At 70.2% G+C, this 16507-nt stretch carries 16 protein-coding genes; 11 read left to right on the top strand and 5 right to left on the bottom strand.

The features are described from left to right. Positions 1-16 precede the first annotated feature (16 nt). Genes K8638_RS40970 through K8638_RS40960 form a run of 3 tightly spaced genes read right to left on the bottom strand, consistent with a single transcriptional unit; the run spans position 17 to position 2516 of the window. Positions 17-469 carry a nucleoside 2-deoxyribosyltransferase domain-containing protein gene (locus K8638_RS40970; protein WP_223760210.1) on the bottom strand — a complete coding sequence of 151 codons (453 nt, stop codon included), beginning with the start codon at positions 467-469 and terminating at the stop codon, positions 17-19. A 2-nt stretch (positions 470-471) separates the two neighbouring features. Next, positions 472-1806, bottom strand: a complete 1335-nt coding sequence (locus K8638_RS40965; RefSeq protein WP_223760209.1) for a hypothetical protein — start codon at positions 1804-1806, stop codon at positions 472-474. A 5-nt stretch (positions 1807-1811) separates the two neighbouring features. Beyond that, positions 1812-2516, bottom strand: coding sequence for a hypothetical protein (locus K8638_RS40960; protein WP_223760208.1), 705 nt, complete (start codon positions 2514-2516; stop codon positions 1812-1814). Between the two features lie 188 nt (positions 2517-2704). On the opposite strand from K8638_RS40960, the gene guaD reads away from it, so the two are divergent. Then, the gene (gene guaD, locus K8638_RS40955; protein WP_223760207.1) at positions 2705-3973 is read left to right on the top strand and encodes a guanine deaminase; all 1269 of its coding nucleotides are present in this window, start codon (positions 2705-2707) and stop codon (positions 3971-3973) included. A gap of 205 nt (positions 3974-4178) precedes the next feature. Further along, complete coding sequence (locus K8638_RS40950) at positions 4179-5348, top strand: glycosyltransferase family 87 protein (protein WP_223760206.1); 1170 nt, start codon at positions 4179-4181, stop codon at positions 5346-5348. 19 nt (positions 5349-5367) lie between these two features. Here the strand turns inward: K8638_RS40950 and K8638_RS40945 are convergent, their stop codons facing one another. Continuing rightward, positions 5368-6150, bottom strand: coding sequence for an alpha/beta fold hydrolase (locus K8638_RS40945; protein WP_223760205.1), 783 nt, complete (start codon positions 6148-6150; stop codon positions 5368-5370). 221 nt (positions 6151-6371) lie between these two features. Between K8638_RS40945 and K8638_RS40940 the strand changes: the two genes are divergently transcribed. The 8 genes from K8638_RS40940 to K8638_RS40905 all read left to right on the top strand — a co-directional run bounded on the left by K8638_RS40940 (position 6372) and on the right by K8638_RS40905 (position 15131). After that, complete coding sequence (locus K8638_RS40940; RefSeq protein WP_223760204.1) at positions 6372-6749, top strand: DUF3565 domain-containing protein; 378 nt, start codon at positions 6372-6374, stop codon at positions 6747-6749. A gap of 75 nt (positions 6750-6824) precedes the next feature. Continuing rightward, entirely contained in the window at positions 6825-7268 is a 444-nt protein-coding gene (locus K8638_RS40935; RefSeq protein WP_223760203.1) for a DUF488 family protein, read from the top strand. Between the two features lie 612 nt (positions 7269-7880). Beyond that, positions 7881-8333, top strand: a complete 453-nt coding sequence (locus tag K8638_RS40930; protein ID WP_223760202.1) for a nuclear transport factor 2 family protein — start codon at positions 7881-7883, stop codon at positions 8331-8333. 286 nt (positions 8334-8619) lie between these two features. Beyond that, complete coding sequence (locus K8638_RS40925) at positions 8620-9525, top strand: lipase chaperone (RefSeq protein ID WP_223760201.1); 906 nt, start codon at positions 8620-8622, stop codon at positions 9523-9525. Positions 9526-9569: 44 nt separating this feature from the next. Beyond that, complete coding sequence (locus K8638_RS40920) at positions 9570-10727, top strand: endonuclease (protein WP_223760200.1); 1158 nt, start codon at positions 9570-9572, stop codon at positions 10725-10727. Continuing rightward, a complete protein-coding gene (gene lnt / locus K8638_RS40915) occupies positions 10721-12184 on the top strand; it encodes an apolipoprotein N-acyltransferase (RefSeq protein WP_223760199.1) in 1464 nt (487 codons plus the stop codon). Before K8638_RS40920 ends, lnt begins: the two co-directional genes overlap by 7 nt. Positions 12185-12382: 198 nt before the next feature. Beyond that, the gene (locus K8638_RS40910) at positions 12383-13666 is read left to right on the top strand and encodes a YncE family protein (RefSeq protein ID WP_223760198.1); all 1284 of its coding nucleotides are present in this window, start codon (positions 12383-12385) and stop codon (positions 13664-13666) included. Between the two features lie 562 nt (positions 13667-14228). Further along, a complete protein-coding gene (locus K8638_RS40905) occupies positions 14229-15131 on the top strand; it encodes a LysR family transcriptional regulator (protein ID WP_223760197.1) in 903 nt (300 codons plus the stop codon). Between the two features lie 21 nt (positions 15132-15152). Here K8638_RS40905 and K8638_RS40900 read toward each other — a convergent pair whose 3' ends face one another. Next, a complete protein-coding gene (locus tag K8638_RS40900) occupies positions 15153-15569 on the bottom strand; it encodes a hypothetical protein (RefSeq protein ID WP_223760196.1) in 417 nt (138 codons plus the stop codon). A 207-nt stretch (positions 15570-15776) separates the two neighbouring features. Here K8638_RS40900 and K8638_RS40895 point away from each other — a divergent pair, with 207 nt between their 5' ends. After that, the gene (locus tag K8638_RS40895) at positions 15777-16499 is read left to right on the top strand and encodes a type 1 glutamine amidotransferase (RefSeq protein ID WP_223760195.1); all 723 of its coding nucleotides are present in this window, start codon (positions 15777-15779) and stop codon (positions 16497-16499) included. Positions 16500-16507 lie beyond the last annotated feature (8 nt).

Here is a 16507-nt window from a genome sequence, read left to right as displayed (position 1 = left end):
GCGAAGCCGCGGCGGCTTACGCGTAGTGGTGGATGAGGTACTGGAGGGCCGGCTCCAGCCCGTCGAAGTCCCGGGTGACGATGGCCTCGTACCCGGGCCGGCCCCGGAAGCAGTTGCCGAAGACGAGGATGGGCAGCCCCGCGGCGTGCGCGAGGAACATCTCCCCGATGGTGAAGAACGGCGCCTTCTGGCTCTCAATCGTGGGCGGCAGCGTCAGGTTGACGAGCAGCACGTCCGCCCGCGCCAGATGCCAGCGGTCATTGGTGAAGACCTCGTTGGGCCGGGCCCGGTACTCCGTGCCCGCGGCCACCATCACCCGCGTCGGGTCGTAGGTGAGGAAGCCCGCATCCTCCAGCACCCGGGAGGCCCGCTGGCGCCACGTCGAGGCGTCCTCCAGCGAGAGGCCATCAATCATCCCCGAGAGGAACACCGTCTTCGGCTGTCCGCCGCGCGTGCGCCGCTCGTGCATGGTCATTTCGAGTCGTAGGGCGCGACCTCGCCGGCCGCGCGCGGTTGGACCTTCAGCTCCAGCCTTCCTTCCTGGTGCCGGGTGGCGAGCTCCGGGTGCACGGCGAACAACCGCAGCACCAGGTCGCGCACCAGCTCCCTCACGCGCTCGGGGAACATCCACGGCGCGTAGCGCAGGCCCAGCGTCAGGGTGATGCGCTCGGGGCGGTGGCCGGGCTCGGCGGGCAGGTGCTCCACCGCGTAGTGCAGGTCCCCCGTGAGCTCCAGCCCCTGTCCGCCGGGCAGGTCCGGGAAGCGCGGGGAGATGGCGATGTCCGGCAGCGCCTCCAGCGCCTCATAGAGGGGACCGGAGAGCAGCAGCGGCACCACCTTGGGGCCGCTCGCGTCCAGCACCGAGCGCTTGAGCCGCCCCAGGTAGCGCGCCTGGAGGCCCGCCGGACCGTGCGGCTCGCCCACCGGCTCCACCACGTCCCCGGTGAAGTAGCGCACCAGCGGCATCTGCTGCATGAACGGGTAGAGGCCGGTGAGCAGCAGCACGCCCGGGCCCTCCTTCACCGGCTGCAGCGTGCGTGGGTGCACCACCTCCGGGACGAGGTGCGGGTCGAACACCCAGATGCCGTCCGAGCCGTACTCCACCGCGCCCCCGAACATCTCGGTGAGGCTGTAGCGGTTCTGGACGTTGGCGCCCCACAGCGAGCCCAGCAGCCGCTGGCGCGCGGGCGTCACGTGGCCGCCGAAGAGCACCAGCGTCTTCACCGGGCTCCTCGCCAGGTCCACGCCTTCCGCGAGCAGGTAGGCCGTGAGGGCCTTCACCATGCGCTCGGTGCCCATCACCACGGAGACGCGCGGCTCCACGCCGGGGAGATTGTGCGTGCGCTCCAGCACCCCGCGCGCCTGGGCCGCCTGCGCCTTGTCATACACGCCCACGGACAGCACGTAGGCGTGGCTGGGCACGGGGGTGAGCGCCCCGTGGTAGGCGTTCATCAGGTTCATGTACAGCGGGCGCGGGCCGGGCCGGGGCTCGGCCAGGAGCTGGGCGCCGAAGAAGTCCCAGACGAAGGCCTGCTCGGCGGGACCCCGGTACACCTGGAGGAAGGCGCCGGTGGTGCCAGTGGTGTGCTGCACGGCGGCCGGCGTGCCCGGGTCGCACAGGATGTCTCCCTGGTGCTGGACGACCTCCTCGCGGAAGAGCACCGGCAGCCGATCCAGGTCCTCCAGCCCGCGGAACGGATTGGCCACCTCCGCGAAGCGCTGCCGGTAGAAAGGCGAGCGCTCCGTGCACCACGTCACCGTGTCCTTGAGCAGCCTGTCGCGCAGCGCGTGGACGGAGTCGGCCATCGGGCTCACTCCCCGCTACCGGAGCGGGTGGCGTCGGCGACGAAGGCGCGGAAGGCGTCCGTGAAGGGGGTCCTCCCGGTGAGGGACGCACCGGCGACGCCGGGCTGCGCCATGAAGGGCTGGGCGGTGACAGGCTCGGCGGCGAACGGCTCGGCCACCAGCGGCTCCGCGGCGAACGGCTCCGCCACCAGCGGCTCCGCAGCGAACGGCTCTGCGGCGAGAGGCTCCGCGGCGAGAGGCTCCGCGGCGAGGGGCTCGGCAGCGAGAGGCTCCGCGGCGAACGGCTCCGCGGCGAGAGGCTCCGCGGCGAACGGCTCCGCCACCAGCGGCTCCGCGGCGAACGGCTCCGCCACCAGCGGCTCCGCGGCGAACGGCTCCGCCGCGATGGCCTCGGCGGCGATGGCCTCCGCGGCGATGGCTTGCGCGGCGAGCGCCTGGGCGGCGATGGCCTCAGCGGCGGCGGCCTGGGCGTTGGCGTTCTTCTCACCCATGGCCCGCTGGGCGGCCTTCTGCACCTCGTCCAGCTCGGCGTTGGCGCGGGTCATCAGCGCGTTGGCGAGTTGCGGCAGGGCGGCGCGCTGACGGGCGTCGGCGAGCACCGTGCGCGAGGCGGCGACCTGCGCGACGGACCGGGCCAGCGTCTGGCGCACCGCTTCGTCCTTCACCTTCAACGCCTGCCGATAGAGGGACGACAGCTCGGTGGGATCCATGGCTCTTCACCTCCGCCCGCATCGAAGGTCCGTCGGGCGTCATGGGGGTGGCAGTGTGCCGGGGATGGATGTCTTGCTCCACCGCCAGTGATTTCAATTTCACTATTGGTGTCGCATATCCAACCCATGGAGGTGGTCCCTCTTCGGAGCTGGGCCATACTGCGCGGCATTTCTCGCTGGAGCCTGACTTGTCCGATCAGCCCCTTCGCACCCTGCGTGGCCGTGTCCTCCGTCCCCGAGCGGAGCAGGCCCGCTTCGAGCTGTTGCCGGATGCCCTCATCGAGCTGGACTCGCGCGGGCGCATCCAGGCGGTGGGGCCGGCTCCCGCGGACTGCCGCGTCCCGGAGACGCACCCCGGGACGGTGTTGCTGCCGGGCTTCGTGGACACGCACATCCACTTCCCGCAGACGCGGATGATTGGCAGCGCGAGCGGGCCGCTGCTGACCTGGCTGGAGCGCTCGGTGTTCCCGGAGGAGGGGCGCTTCCGGGAGCGGGCCTATGCCGAGCAGGTGGCGGTGGAGTTCTGCGACGCGCTCATCGCCCAGGGCACCACGAGCGCCTCCATCTTCAGCTCCAGCCACCCCGAGGCCACGGACGCGCTGTTCGCCGAGCTGTCCCGGCGGGGCCTGCGAGGGATGGCGGGGCTGACGCTGATGGACCGGGGCGCTCCCCCGGCGGTGCTGCGCGAGGCCCCGGCGGCGCTGGAGGCCTGCGAGGCCCTCATCGAGCGGTGGCATGGCCACGACGCGGGGCGGCTGCGCTTCTGCGTGACGCCGCGGTTCGCGCTGAGCTGCACGTCGGAGCTGCTGCGTGGCGCGGGGCGGCTGGCGGAGCTGCACGGGCTGTGGATGCAGACGCACCTGTCGGAGAACCGCGAGGAGCTGCGCGCCACGGCGGCCGCGTTCCCCGGGGCGGCGGACTACCTGGGTGTGTACGAGGAGCACGGGCTGGTGGGCAGCCGCAGCCTGTTCGCCCACTGCATTCACCTGTCGGATGGGGAGTGGTCGCGGATGGCGCGTCACAACGCGGTGGTGGCGCACTGCCCGGACAGCAACTTCTTCCTGGGCAGCGGGTGCATGCCGCTGCGCCAGGCCACCGAGCGGGGCATCCGGGTGGGCCTGGGGACGGACATGGGCGCGGGGCGGACGTTCTCGCTGCGTCGGGTGGCGGCGAGCGCGTATGACGCGGCGCTGGTGCTCCAGGCGCCGGTGGCGCCGGAGGAGCTGCTGTGGCGGGCGACGGAGGGTGGAGCCCTCGCGCTGGGGCTGGAGGGGGTCGGACGCATCGCCCCGGGCTACGAGGCGGACCTGGTGGCGGTGGACGTGCCCGCGCACCTCGCGGCCGAGGAGGCCCTCATCGACGCGCTGCTGTTCCGGCGCGATGCGGGCCCGGTGCGGGCCACCTACGTGCGCGGCCGGAGGCTTGCGTCCAGTGGCGGGAGCCCGTCCCGGAGCTGAGCCGCCCGCGCGGTGTCAACCTCACGGCTGCCCCAGGTGAGCACGGCGGGCCCGGTTCGCGACTCGCTGGGTGGGGCTCTTGTGTCGAGTCCCTGGAACGTGGCACGCCTGGGGAGTGCCCACCACCCGCATCGAGAACTCAGCGCTCCCTGCCCACAACCCGAACGCGCGTGGGTGGGCGAGCCCCGGCGTGGTGGTGTCGGCCGTGGTGTTCCTGGTCGCGTTGCACGCGCTGAGCCCGAGCAACACGCAGGCGGACTGGCGCGTCTTCTATGACGCCGGGGCGCACGCGCTCGCGGGGCAAGCGCTGTACCGGCCAGAGGACCTCCCCTGGGTGTACAAGTACGCGCCCGTGACGGCGTACCTCTTCGCGCCGTTCGCCCTGCTGCCCCAAGGGGTGGCGCGCTGGGCCTGGGTGCTGCTCACCGCGGCCATGCTGGTGCGAAGCTACCTGCTGTGGGCCTCGCAGCTGCCGCGGCCCCTGCCCACGTGGGCGCACGGGCTGGTGCTGGCGGTGGGGTTGCCGTTCTTCAAGCACCTCTTCCGCTACGGCAACTGCGACTCGTTGCTCTTGTGGCTCGCGCTCGAGAGCGAGGCGCTGCGCACGAAGCGGCCGCTGGCCTCGGGCGCCATGCTCGCGCTCGCGTGCGTGTTCAAGCCGCCGCTCGCGCTGCTCGTGCTCGTGGCACTGCGGGCACGTGAGTGGCAGCGGGTGGCCGCCACGGGAGCCGCGGCGCTCGCGCTGCTGGCGCTCCCCGCGCTGCAGCTGGGGCCGGCGCGCGCCTGGGGGGAGCTGCAGGCGTGGCGCGCGATGCTCGCGGACTCGACGGGCCCGATGCTGTGCGCCAACCAGAACCAGAGCGTCTTCGGCATGGCGTGCTGGGTGTCCTCGCCCGCGGAAGGCGTGCGCTACACGCTGCTGGCGGCGGGGTTGGGCGCCGTGCTCGTGGCCTCGCTCGCCTGGCTGCTCGTGGCGCTGGCCAGGGCGGACCCCGCGGCGGAGCGGCGCGCGCTCACCGCCGTGGCGCTCTACTGCACGGCGGTGCTGTCGCCGCTCGGGTGGCGCAACAACCTCGTGAGCCTCATGCCGCTGACGTACCTGTTGGTGGAGGCGGCACTGCGGCTGCGCTCGCGCGCGACGTGGGCCGCCGCGCTCGTCGCCCCCGCGGTGGCGACGCTCACGGGCGTGCTCGCATACGAGGTGCTCGGCCGCGCGCGCTTCCAGCTGTTCCTCGAGCTGCGAGTGCTCGGGGTGTGCGCGGCGGTGACGGCCGTCACCGCGATGGTGCTGCAGGTGCGGGTTGCGCGAGGGGTATCGCCGGATGCCGCGCACACGCGACAGGATGTGGCGATGGACGCTCGCGGCAGGTTCTGAGCCTCGCGAGGCACCCGGCTCAGTGGCCGTGCCGGCACTGCCCCAGGAAGCGGACCAACTCCGTGTGGAACCACTGCGCGGAGTCCAGCATCAGCCAGTGGCTCGCGTGCGGCGCCACGGAGCGGGACAGCGAGGGCCGCGAGCCCACCAGCGTCTCCGGTCCCGTGGTGGCCGCCAGCGCGTGGGTGTGGCCCGTGAAGCCCTCGAAGGCCTCGCCCGGGTCGTGGTGGAAGAGCGACTCCAGATACCCGGCGATGGGCTCGCGCCGCGACGTGCGCATCATCTTCATCACCAGGACGCGCGTGGACTCCTTCGCTTCGAGCATCAGCGGCGCGAGCCAGTGCTCGTGGAAGGCGCCGTACTTCGCCGCGCTGAAGTTCTCCAGCCACGCGTCCGCTTCCGCCTTCGGGGTGCGGCGCATGTCACCGGGCGCCTCCACGTAGAGCAGCCCGGCGAGGCGCTCGGGGTAGTACGCGGCGAAGGCACCCGCCACCGCGCCTCCGAAGCCGTGCCCCACCAGCACGAACTTCTCCGGGGCCAGCGCGTCCGCGACGGCGGCCACGTCCTCCACCGCCGCCTCCACGCCGAAGGGGCCGTGGGCGCCGCCGCTCTCCCCCAGGCCGCGCAGGTCGAACGAGATGCTGCGCGTCGCCAGGCCGTGCTGCGCCCCGGCCCAGAGCGTCCGGTCCGCGGGGATTCCGTGCACGAACAGCGTCGGAATGCCGCCATCGCCTTCAACGGTCGCCATCAACCGTCCCGCGGGTCCCGTAACGGCCACCGTCTTCGGTTCCTTCTGCTTCATGGACTCTGCTCCCGGCCCCCGGTACGGGCACTGCCCGTCCTCCCACCGCGCCGTCCGTGGCGCCAGGGCCATCCTCCCAGTCTGCTCCCATTCCCTGGCGGCCGCATCGCGGCCCGGCCCTGAGGTGTAACGGGGGGGACAGTGGAGCGTCTCCGCACCAGGTGCCCGCGGTGGGGTTGCTGAGTAGGATGCCACGGTTTTCCGTCAGGACTCAGGCACCCATGCGGCAGAAAATCACAGGCTTCCATCTCGACGGGGAAGGCCACTGGGTCGCCGACCTCGAGTGTGGCCACCGGCAGCACGTGCGCCATGACCCACCCTGGATGGTGCGCCCCTGGGTCCTCACGGAGGAAGGGAGGCGCAGCCGCCTGGGAGTCGAGCTCGATTGCAAGCGCTGTGATGAGGCAGGGCTCGCGGTCGCCGAGGCGGTGCGCGAAGCGCTGAAGACCGCGGCACAGCGGGCCTACGAAGAGGGGGGCCTGAGCGGCCTCTGCGCCGAGGGCCGATGGGACCTGGCCCTGGACGCGCTCGGTACGACAGACCTGCTCCCTGTCATCCACCGCGCGCTCGCCCCCGGGCCCAGGGGCGATGCCGAATAGAAGGCCCTGATGCCGCGCACGTCAGGATTGCCCGGTTGACTCTCAGGCGTGGCTGCTGCCAGGACAGCAGGAACCATGCTCAAGAGAGCCTCATTGGCCGAAGTCACGAACGGAACCATCAGCCGGGCTCCTGGCCAGCGGCATCTGGTCGTGGCGATGCAGCTCTACCCGCGCTTCCTGTCCAAGGCCAAAATCGACGAGTACCTGCGCTGCCTCTCCCCCGAAGCGAACCTCTTCGCCGAATATCGAAAGCTTTGCGTCCAGTATGACGACCACGAGAAGGCCTTCGAGAACGTCCGCTACGAGGAGCGCTTTGACCTTTCGGACGAGGGCAAGGAGAACCTGGCTCGACTTGCGGAGCTCTCGGAGAGCCAGGATGTCATCCTGATCTGCCGCTGCGACCGCGGTCAGCACTGCCACGTCGATCTGGTTCTCCTCATGGCGCGCGCATGGTTCGGCGCCTCCATCTCAGAGTTGCCTTTTGAATACCGGAGGTTCCAAGAACGCTTCGCACGTTGACGCTTCAGCGGATCTCCGGCGATGGCAATCGTGATGATTGGCTAGAAGCCGTTGCAGGTGCAGATGTTGTAGGGCCCACCTGCCGTGACGTTGTCGTCACCGGAATCGTAGGTCCCAGCCGGGCAGTCGCCGCACGCCTTGGGATGAGGCGCTCCGACGAACTGGACTCCATTGGTTGTCTTACCGCAGGAGGAGACCCACGAGGAGTCGCAGCTGCCGCCCCCATTACCGCAGACGGGATTGCAGGGGTCTCCTCCACAAACGCCGGCGCAATAGGTGCACATGCCGGCGTGCGGGTTGCTGCTCGTCAGCCTGTCCTCACCGCAATAGCCACAAGCGTTGTAGCCGGCCTTGTCCGGACAATCCACGGTGCTGTCGCAGGCCATGAGCATGGTGGCGACAACAGCTATTGATAACATTCTTGACATGCGACGATCCTGCCATCGCCAAGGGCCATTGTCACATGCCGGCCCGAAGGGAGCCGCTGGATGCCGCGCCCACGGAGCGAGCGCCGCGACATCGCTCCCTCGCCGCCAACGTGAGTGAGACAGTCCGCACTTGCAGTTTCAGTGTCCAGGGCGTCGAGTGGGGCACCATCAGGAGGATGCGACCATGGCGCATGGAAACGTGACCGACGAGGAACTTGCCGAGCTCATTCGGCGCACCGCGGAAGCCGCCTCGGCCTTCATGCGCGGGGATATGCGCAGATACCTCTCGCTCATTACGCACGCGGACGACTACACGCTCATGGCACCGTTCGGCGGAGAGCCGACGCGCGGCTTCGACGCATCGAGCGAGCGACTGGAAGCCATGGAGCGCTACTTTCAGGCCGGCGAGGCGGCTCTGGAGCTGGTGCAGTCATACGCGTCTGGCGACATGGTGGTTCTGGTGGTGATTGAACGGCAGCATGGCGAGGTCGGCGGTCTGCCGGACCAGGACTGGTCGTTGCGCGTGACTCTGGTCTATCGCCGTGATGGAGCCGAGTGGCGGTTGGTGCATCGTCATGCCGACCCGCTGGTCCATGGCATGAGCCTGGAGCAAGCCGCGGCGATCGCCCGCGGCTGACTCCTGTTTGCCGGCCGGCCGAGCCCCTCGGCTCTTCCGCATTGGCACTCGGAGTGAGAAACACTAAAAATGGCTTTTCATGGGAAAGCGGTTTGGTTCATGGCGAGCCTGGGGGCTCCTGGCCTGCACGGTGCTCGCCGTCGGGGCGCTCTGGGCGTACCGCGGGAGCGCCGCTCCCGTGGAGTCCGCGCCCGGACCTGGCTCGACCCGGGTAACGGAGGAGAGCGCCGGAGCGCGGGCGAGCCCTGGCCCGGCGGGGGCCGTGCCGCGGCAGCCGCGAGCCGTCATGGCCTCCTCGCTGCCCGAGGCGCGGGAAATCCAGGCACAGCTCCTGCTGGCGCGGGTCCGCCACTCCCTGGAGCGGGCCTGGCGCCGCGCCTCCGCCCAGGGGGACTTCTCCCTGGCTCCAGGCCGCATCCTTCAGAGCCTCCTCGACCGGCGCTGCGGGCTCATGGAGCAGCACGCCGAGGAGCTCCAGACCTGGAAGCACTCGCTGGGGCTCGAGGGCTCCAGCGGAGCCGAGCTGTGCCGGGGCCTGCTGTTCGCCTCGCTCCGGGAGGGCCTCGCCCTGCCGGAAGACCTCACCCCCGCGCGGCTCTGGAGCCTGCTGGAGCAGGTGGACGCCGCGTACGAGCAGCTCGTCGTGCGAGAGGCCTCCTCCTCGAGCGAGAGCGGCTTTCGCGCCGCTGTCGAGCGCTTCCGGGAGGCGCGCCGGCACATCCTCGGCCCGGAGCTGGATGCCCGGCTCTTCGGGCTCTCGGATGACGTGCTCCTGCTGCCGTCCCAGGTGGACGCGCTCCTTCGCGCCCCTGGCGCCTCCGTCGAACAGAACGTGGCCACCTGGCGGGCCGGGCTCCAGCGCATCGAGCGCGAGCATGGCGTGCGGCTCGCGGACGTGATGGAGCCGCTGGAGCTGGCCCGGCAGGAGCTGCGGCTGCGCGAGGCCTCCGGTCCGTTGGACGAGGAAGCACGTCGCGCGGTGCTGGAGCGCCATGCCGGGCCGGAGGTGGCCTCGCGGGAGCTGGCGTTCCGGCATGAGCAGCAGGAGCTTGCCGAGCGCCTGAGCGCCTTCAACGCGGAGCGGGAGCAGCTCCTGGAGAAGCTGCGCGGCGAGGGGCTCACCGAGGCGCAGCTCCGCGAGCGCCTGCCTGAAATCGATCAACGTCTCTTCGAGAAGTACCACCTGCGGTAATCCCCCACTGAAGACAGGAGGCCGTGATGGAGCTCCACCGGCTCGTGCGACGCTGTTTCCCCCTCTCCGCCGGAGTGCTGGCGCTGGCCCTGACCGGCGTCGCCCGGGCGGAATCGACACCCACGTTCGATGCCAATTACGCGAGCCACCCCAAGTCCTGGTTCGACGCCGTGAGCGAGGCGGACTACTTCAACCCGTCGCTCACGCGCTCGTGGCAGCTCAACGAGACCTGCGACGACAGCGGCGCGTTCTCGATGGCCACCTACAACATCTTCCACAACGTCCCGTTCGTGACCGACTTCGGTGACGAGATGGAGCAGAGCCTGGGCAAGGTGACGAAGTGCGCCGACGTGCTCGTGCTCCAGGAGGCCTGGGACTACGACGACATCATCCAGGACGGGCCCAAGGCGGACCTGGCGGCGCGCGGCTACAGCATGGCGACGCCGAGCGGCTACTACTGTGGTGACACGCTGGATGGCGCCATCGAGAACGACTGCAGCGGGCTGGTGCTCTTCTACAAGAGCGGGACGACGCTGGTGAAGGCGCTGGGCTTCCAGGCCTTCACGGACGTGAACGGCCCGGACGTGCACAAGGAGAAGGGCGTCTGGGGCGCCATCCTCGCCAAGGGAGGCCGGTACTACTACGTGTTCACCACGCACTTCACGTACGGGTACAACAGCCACCTGGACGGGGACTCGGCGTCGGACAGCTCGCGCATCTCCAATATGAAGCAGTCGCTGGCCTACATCCGTGCGCAGGTGAGCGCGAACCGGGCCAGCTACCCGCCGGCGGCCGTGCTCTTCGGCGGAGACTTCAACGCGGACTTCAACAGCACCGCGGCGGCCACCAAGGGGCACCAGCTCCTGGTGCAGGCGCTCGCGGACAGCTCCTTCTCGGAGCCGTATGCCTACCGGCAGGCGGGGGCGGTGATGGGGGCCCATGAGACGGCGGGCTTCCAGTCCTGCTGGGTGGGGAGCTCGGTGGACACGGGCCCCAACGGCATGGCCTCGGGCATCAAGGCGGATCTGGACACCGTGCTGCTGGGCAGTCCAGCCGCGTTCGGCACCTGCGCGGCGTCGGTCATCGGGTATAGCGGCTGGGCGCCCGCGTGGAAGACGCTGGATGGCACCCAGCGGCTCTGGCCCTACTACACGCACTCGGACCATTACGGGCGCTGGGTGAAGGTGAAGCCCGGTTGCTGACCGCGGTGAGCACTCGCTGGCGCGCGCTGCCCGAGCCGTGGAAGGTGGCCGCGTGGGCCGGCGCGGGAGGACTGGGGGTGGGCGCCTCCGCGCACCTGCTGCTGGTGTTTCCCGTCAACGTGCTCGGGCTCGTCGCCGGCTTCGCCTGTCACTTCCGTGCGCTGGCGCGGAGCCCCACGCCACGAGTGGGGCTCCGCGCGGGCGCGGTGTTCGGAGGGACACTGGCGGCGAGCACCCTCTACTGGCTGACGGACGTCCTCCAGGTGCTGACGCCCGGCGAGCGCATCGCCGGCGGCGCGGTGGTGGGCGGCTTCCTGCTGCTGATTTCGCTGCCGTACGCACTGTGGGGGTGGGCAGCGGGCCGGCTGTCCCGGAGTGCCCTGTCGCCCTGGCTCCCGCTGCTCCATGCACCGGGACTGGTGCTCACCCAGGCGCTCATCCATGACGCGTGGCTCGGCTTCCCCTGGTTGCACTACGGGTACTGGCTGGCGCTCGGGCCGCTCGGACGCTGGTTGGGGATTCTCGGCGCGCAGGGGGCGGGGCTGCTTCCGCTGTGTGTCGCGGCGGGCCTCGGGGGCTGGGGCCAGACTCCCCGGGCGGCTCCCATGGGAGGGATGGCGGCGGTGGTGCTCTGCCTGGGCCTCCTGCTCCCCGCGCGCTGGGCAGCCCCCACGGAGCCGCGCCCCGTCACGATTGCCACCATCACCCTCCCCCTGGCCGAGACAGGAGACAGCGTACGGGATGACCTCTCACTGCTGTCCCGGTACGTGGCGGCCACCCGTGAGGCCCGAGCGGACTGGGTCGTCTGGCCGGAGTCCGTCATCCGCGACGGTGGCATGAACCTCCGGGCGCTCGCCGAGGTGCTCGGCCCGCGGGGCGCTCCTGTCTTCGCGGGCGCGCTGCTCCCGGCGCCAGCGGCGGGGCGCTACAACGCCCTCGTCGAGCTGCGCGGCGGTCAGCCCGTCTACTACAAGCAGAAGCTCGTTCCCTTCTCCGAGTATGTCCCGAGTCAGCCGTTGCGCCAGCTGTTCGCCGTGCTCGAGCTCAACACGCTGAAGACGAACGTGAGCGCGTGGCAGAGCCCCCAGCGGGCCTTCGCGGTGGGCGGCGTGGCCCTGCGTCCGCTGCTCTGCTACGAGGTCGCCTTCACCGAACTGGTGGAACCCGACGAGCGCCCCCAGGTGCTGCTCAATATCGGCAACGAGCACTGGTTCCGCCGGAGGCTCCTCCACCGGATGACGCTGGCGATGGGCGTGGCGCGCGCGCGGGAGTATGGCCTGCCGCTGGTGCGCGCGGTGACGGAGGGATACAGCGGCTCGTTCGAGCCAGACTCGAGCGGCTGGAGCGGCACGACGGCGGAAACGGGCTCGGCCACGCTGCACCACGCGCGAGTGACTCCCCAGCCCGCGGCGACGCCGTACAGCCGCTGGCGCCGTCTGCTCACCCAGCGTCCCTGAGCCACGTCGTCGAGAGCGATGCCGTGCGGCGGCCCGTCCACCCGGGAGGACCTCGCTGCGTCAATATTTCAACTAAATCATGTTTAACAGGTTTTATGTGGAGTTCTGGATGTTTCATGCTCTCTCCCGGCTGTTCGCGCCCGAGCGGGGCACGGTTGCCGTGCCTCCCGGGGAGCGACAGCTCGATGAGGCCCCGCAATGAAAAGAACCCACGAAGCAGCTCCCCCCAGAGTCTCCCTCCTCTCCGCGCTGGTCACCGCGTTCCTGGCATTCAGCCCGGAGGCCAGCGCCGCCCCTCCTCTTGCCACCATCACGCCGACGACCGGCGTGGCCACCGCCGCCACCGGGAAGCGCGACGTCCTGCTGGTCGGCAACAACTGGGATGGCACCGTCGACGTCATCGACGTGCAGACCTACCAGCGGCTGAGCCGCATCAACGTGATTCCGGACCGTAGCGAGCGGATGCTGGAAATCACGTTCGACCCGGTGCGCCTGACGTACTTCCTGTTCATCCGCGAGCAGGTGGGCGAGGGCCACGATCAGTTCGTGGATGACGTGTTCGCCTCGAACGACGGGCAGGTCATCTACGTCTCGCGGCCAAGCTTCGCGGACGTCGTTGCCATCAACCTGAGCACCGGCAAGATCCGCTGGCGGACGCGGGTCGACGGAAATCGCGCCGACCATATGGCCATCTCGCCGGATGGCACCCGGCTCGCCGTCTCGGCATCGACGGCGAATCGCGCGCACATCATCGACACCGCGACCGGGAGCATCGTCGGCTCCTTCCCCTCGGGGGACAACCCGCACGAGAACAACTACTCCCGGGACGGCAGCAAGATCTTCCATGCCAGCATCGGCACCGTCTACACGGCGCTCGATACCCCGGATATGGACGGCACCAAGGGTGAGCGCATCTTCCAAATCGTGGATGCACGCACGCTGCAGGTCCTCCGGAAGATGAACATGCGCCAGAAGCTCGCCGAGATCGGGATGCCCGACATGAGCGCGGCGGTCCGGCCGATGGCGCTGTCTCCCGATGAGCGGTTCCTCTACTTCCAGGTGTCGTTCTTCCACGGCTTCGTGGAGTACGACCTGGAGGCGGATCGCGTGACGCGGATTGCCCACCTGCCCGTCTCCCCGGAGACGCAGGCGCTGCGCCGGGACCAGTACCTCCTTGACTCCGCCCACCACGGACTCGCGATGAGCGGCGATGGGACGAAGCTCTGCGTGGCGGGCACGATGTCCAACTACGCGGCCATCGTCTCGCGCGAGACGTTCCACTACCGCATCCACCCGCTCGGCGCGCGGACCTACTGGGCCACGAGCAGCACCGACGGGCGCTACTGCTATGTCTCGGTGGCGGGTGACGACTCCGTGTCGGTCATCTCCTACGAGACCGAGGAGGAGGTGGCCCGCATCCCCGTGGGCGACCACCCGCAGCGTGCGCGCACCGCGAAGCTCGCGGCGTCGCTCTTCCCCTGACGAAACCGTAGCGGGGCGGAAGGATGCGCCCCGGCCCGGGCGCCCGCGCTGGTGTGCGCGGGCGTCCGGCGGGTTCAGTCGTGGACGCATCTTCATGACTGGTATTGAGATGTTCCTGGCGAGGGGACGGGCGGCAGCCAGAGCAAGCGTCATGCCGGTGGCGTCCCCGTCCGCGTCCAGGAGGGCGTGGGCGTCGCAAGTGCGCTCGCGGCGTGACGTGACGCGCCCGCCTGCCCCCCTCGGACGCGCTCCCCCCAGGCAGGGAGAGATGGGCAAGTGGCGGGTGCCCCGCTATAATGCCGCCATGTTTCCGCGGGAGTCGTACGCCTTCGATGCATGACCAGCCGGACGTCCGTCGCCTCGCGACGAGGATGTCCGGCGGTATCCGAGCGCCGTGGTTCCCCCCGGCGTTCGTGGATGGCTGAGCGAAACCCGGCCCACCCCGTCGAGGGCCATGCGTCCGCCCCAGCCTCGAGGCCTCCCATCGGTCATCTCGGCGGATCCGCGTCCGCTCGGAATGGCCCTCGCCGCGCTGGCATCGCCGCGCTCCACGGATTCATCGATGCGTTGGCTGAACTACCACCACCTCTTCTACTTCTGGACCGTCGCGAGGACCGGGAGCATCGCCGCGGCGAGCCGAGAGCTGTACCTGTCGCAGCCCGCCATCAGCACTCAAATCAAGTCCCTGGAGGAGCAGCTCGGAACGCCGCTGTTCGAGCGGCGGGGCAGGACACTCGTCCTCACCGAGGCCGGACGGAAGGCGCACGACTACGCGGAGCAGATCTTCCGGCTGGGGCACGAGCTGTGCGAGTCGCTGAGCGCCTCCGCGGCGCAGCCCCGGCTGCGAGTCGGGCTCGGCCCGATGACCTCGAAGCTCCTGGCCTCTCACCTGCTGGGCCCCATGTACGCGCAGCCGGGCCCCCTGCTCCTCGAATGCCGCGAGGCGCCCACGGACATCCTGCTGTCGATGCTCGCCGCACGGGAGCTCGACCTGGTGCTGGCGGATGACGACCCGCGTCCCAACACCGTCGGCACGCCGGAGTGGGAGTTCCTGCGCCGGGTGGACTTCGGCCTCTTCGGCGCGCCAGCGCTGCTGGAGTCCTTCGAGTTTCCACGCTCCCTCCAGGGCGCGCCCATGCTGATGCCCACGCCCGGCTCGGCGCTGAGAGACCGGCTGTCGGAGTTCTTCCGCGCCCACGACGTCTCACCGAAAGTCGTGGCCGAGTGCGAGGACGGCGCGCTGATGGTGGAGCTGGCCCGTTGTGGGGTGGGACTGCTCGCGGCCCCCGCCGAGCTGCGCGCCACGTTGCAGAGCGTGCACGGCCTGCGCTGGGCGGGCCCGCTGGACGCGGTGCAGGTGAATGTCCTGCTGCACTCCACCCGCGCGCAACGGAGCCACCCCGCGGTGGAGAGGCTCCTCAAGTCCACCGCGAGGGCCCCAGCGCCAGCGCACGCCGCGGGATAGGCGCGGAGGTGGCCCGGGGCTTCAGCGCTCCCGCCCGCCCAGCCGCGCCAGCTCCGCCGCCAGCTCCGCGAGGTCGATGGGCTTGATGAGCACCGTGGCCTTCCGGGTGGCGGGGCTCATCTCCAACACCCCATGGTCTCCGGGCGCGGCAATGGCCACCACGGGCACGTCCAGGCCACTGGCGAGGATGCCATTGAGCGTGCGGGCCGCCACGGACGCGGCGCCGTCGGGCACGTCCAGCAGGAGGACGTGGACCTTCGCCGGCTGCGACGCCGGCGCTCGGGTGAGCGCCTCGGCCTCGGCCTGATTCGCGGCGGCGAGGACCTCGAACTTGTGGCGGTTCAGGCCACGGGTGAGGGTCTCTCGCAGCCGTGTGTTGTCGGTAATCATCAACACCCGCGTGGGAGGGGGCGGGTTGTGCCAGGGGGGCGAATCCATGGAGGGCATACATGCGAGGGTTGCCGCGGACACCGTCCCGAACCATGACAAAAACCAGAATGGCTCTTCGGCTCCCTGCATCCAGATATTGAAATGCCTCTTCGCCGCGCTGGAGCGTATGGGCTTCCCTCCATCGAAGCGCGGGGGGACCCGCCGGAGGTCCAGGTGTTGGTTCAGCTGCGAGGGCAGGGAGCGGAGTTCAGGGCAGTGGTCATCCAGGATGAGCTGTCATTGGGCCTGGGACTGCTGGAGCCCGCCCTCCTGAAGGCCCGGTTCTCGGTGGAGCGGCGCATCCACGGGGTGGAGGCGGAAGATGCCCACGCCGATCTGCTGGTCGTCCTCGGTGGCTCCCTGACGACGCCGGAGGCCGAGCAGAGTGTCTTCCTGACCCGGGTGAGGAACCTGCTGGAGCGCCGGCTGGCCGATGCCAGGCCCGTGCTCGGCATCTGCCTGGGAGCCCAGCTCCTGTCGCTGGCGGGTGGAGGCCGGATTCCGCGGAACCGGGCGGGCCCCCTGCTGGGAATCGCTCCCGTCGTGCCCACGGCCGAGGGCCGGATGGACTCCCTCTTCCGTGGGCCGCTGCAGCGGCTGGATGTGGTGCATTGGCACGAGGACGTGTTCGAGCTTCCGCCACGCTCGGTTCGACTGGCCTCCTCGCGGGCCTGCGCGAACGAGGCCTTCCGGCTTGGCAATGCCTGGGGGCTCCTGTTCCATCTCCAGGCGGATTTCGAGCAGTTCAACAGATGGCTTCAGCTGGCTGCCGCCACGGGGAAGACCGGCGGACGCACCGTGGAGGAGATTCGAAGCTACGACCTGTGGCGGCTCCGGGCGGTGCAGCGCCGCAACGAACAGGCGCTGGACCGGCTCCTGGGCGAGGTCGTCCGTACGCTCAAGGCGAACGAACTGCCTGACGGCCCGACGCCCGCATAGCCACCCGC

Origin of the sequence: Myxococcus sp. RHSTA-1-4, assembly GCF_020037125.1 — a bacterium.
GTDB lineage: Bacteria > Myxococcota > Myxococcia > Myxococcales > Myxococcaceae > Myxococcus.
The sequence above is the reverse complement of the archived record's forward strand: the minus strand, read 5'-3'. Positions and strand labels throughout refer to the sequence as shown.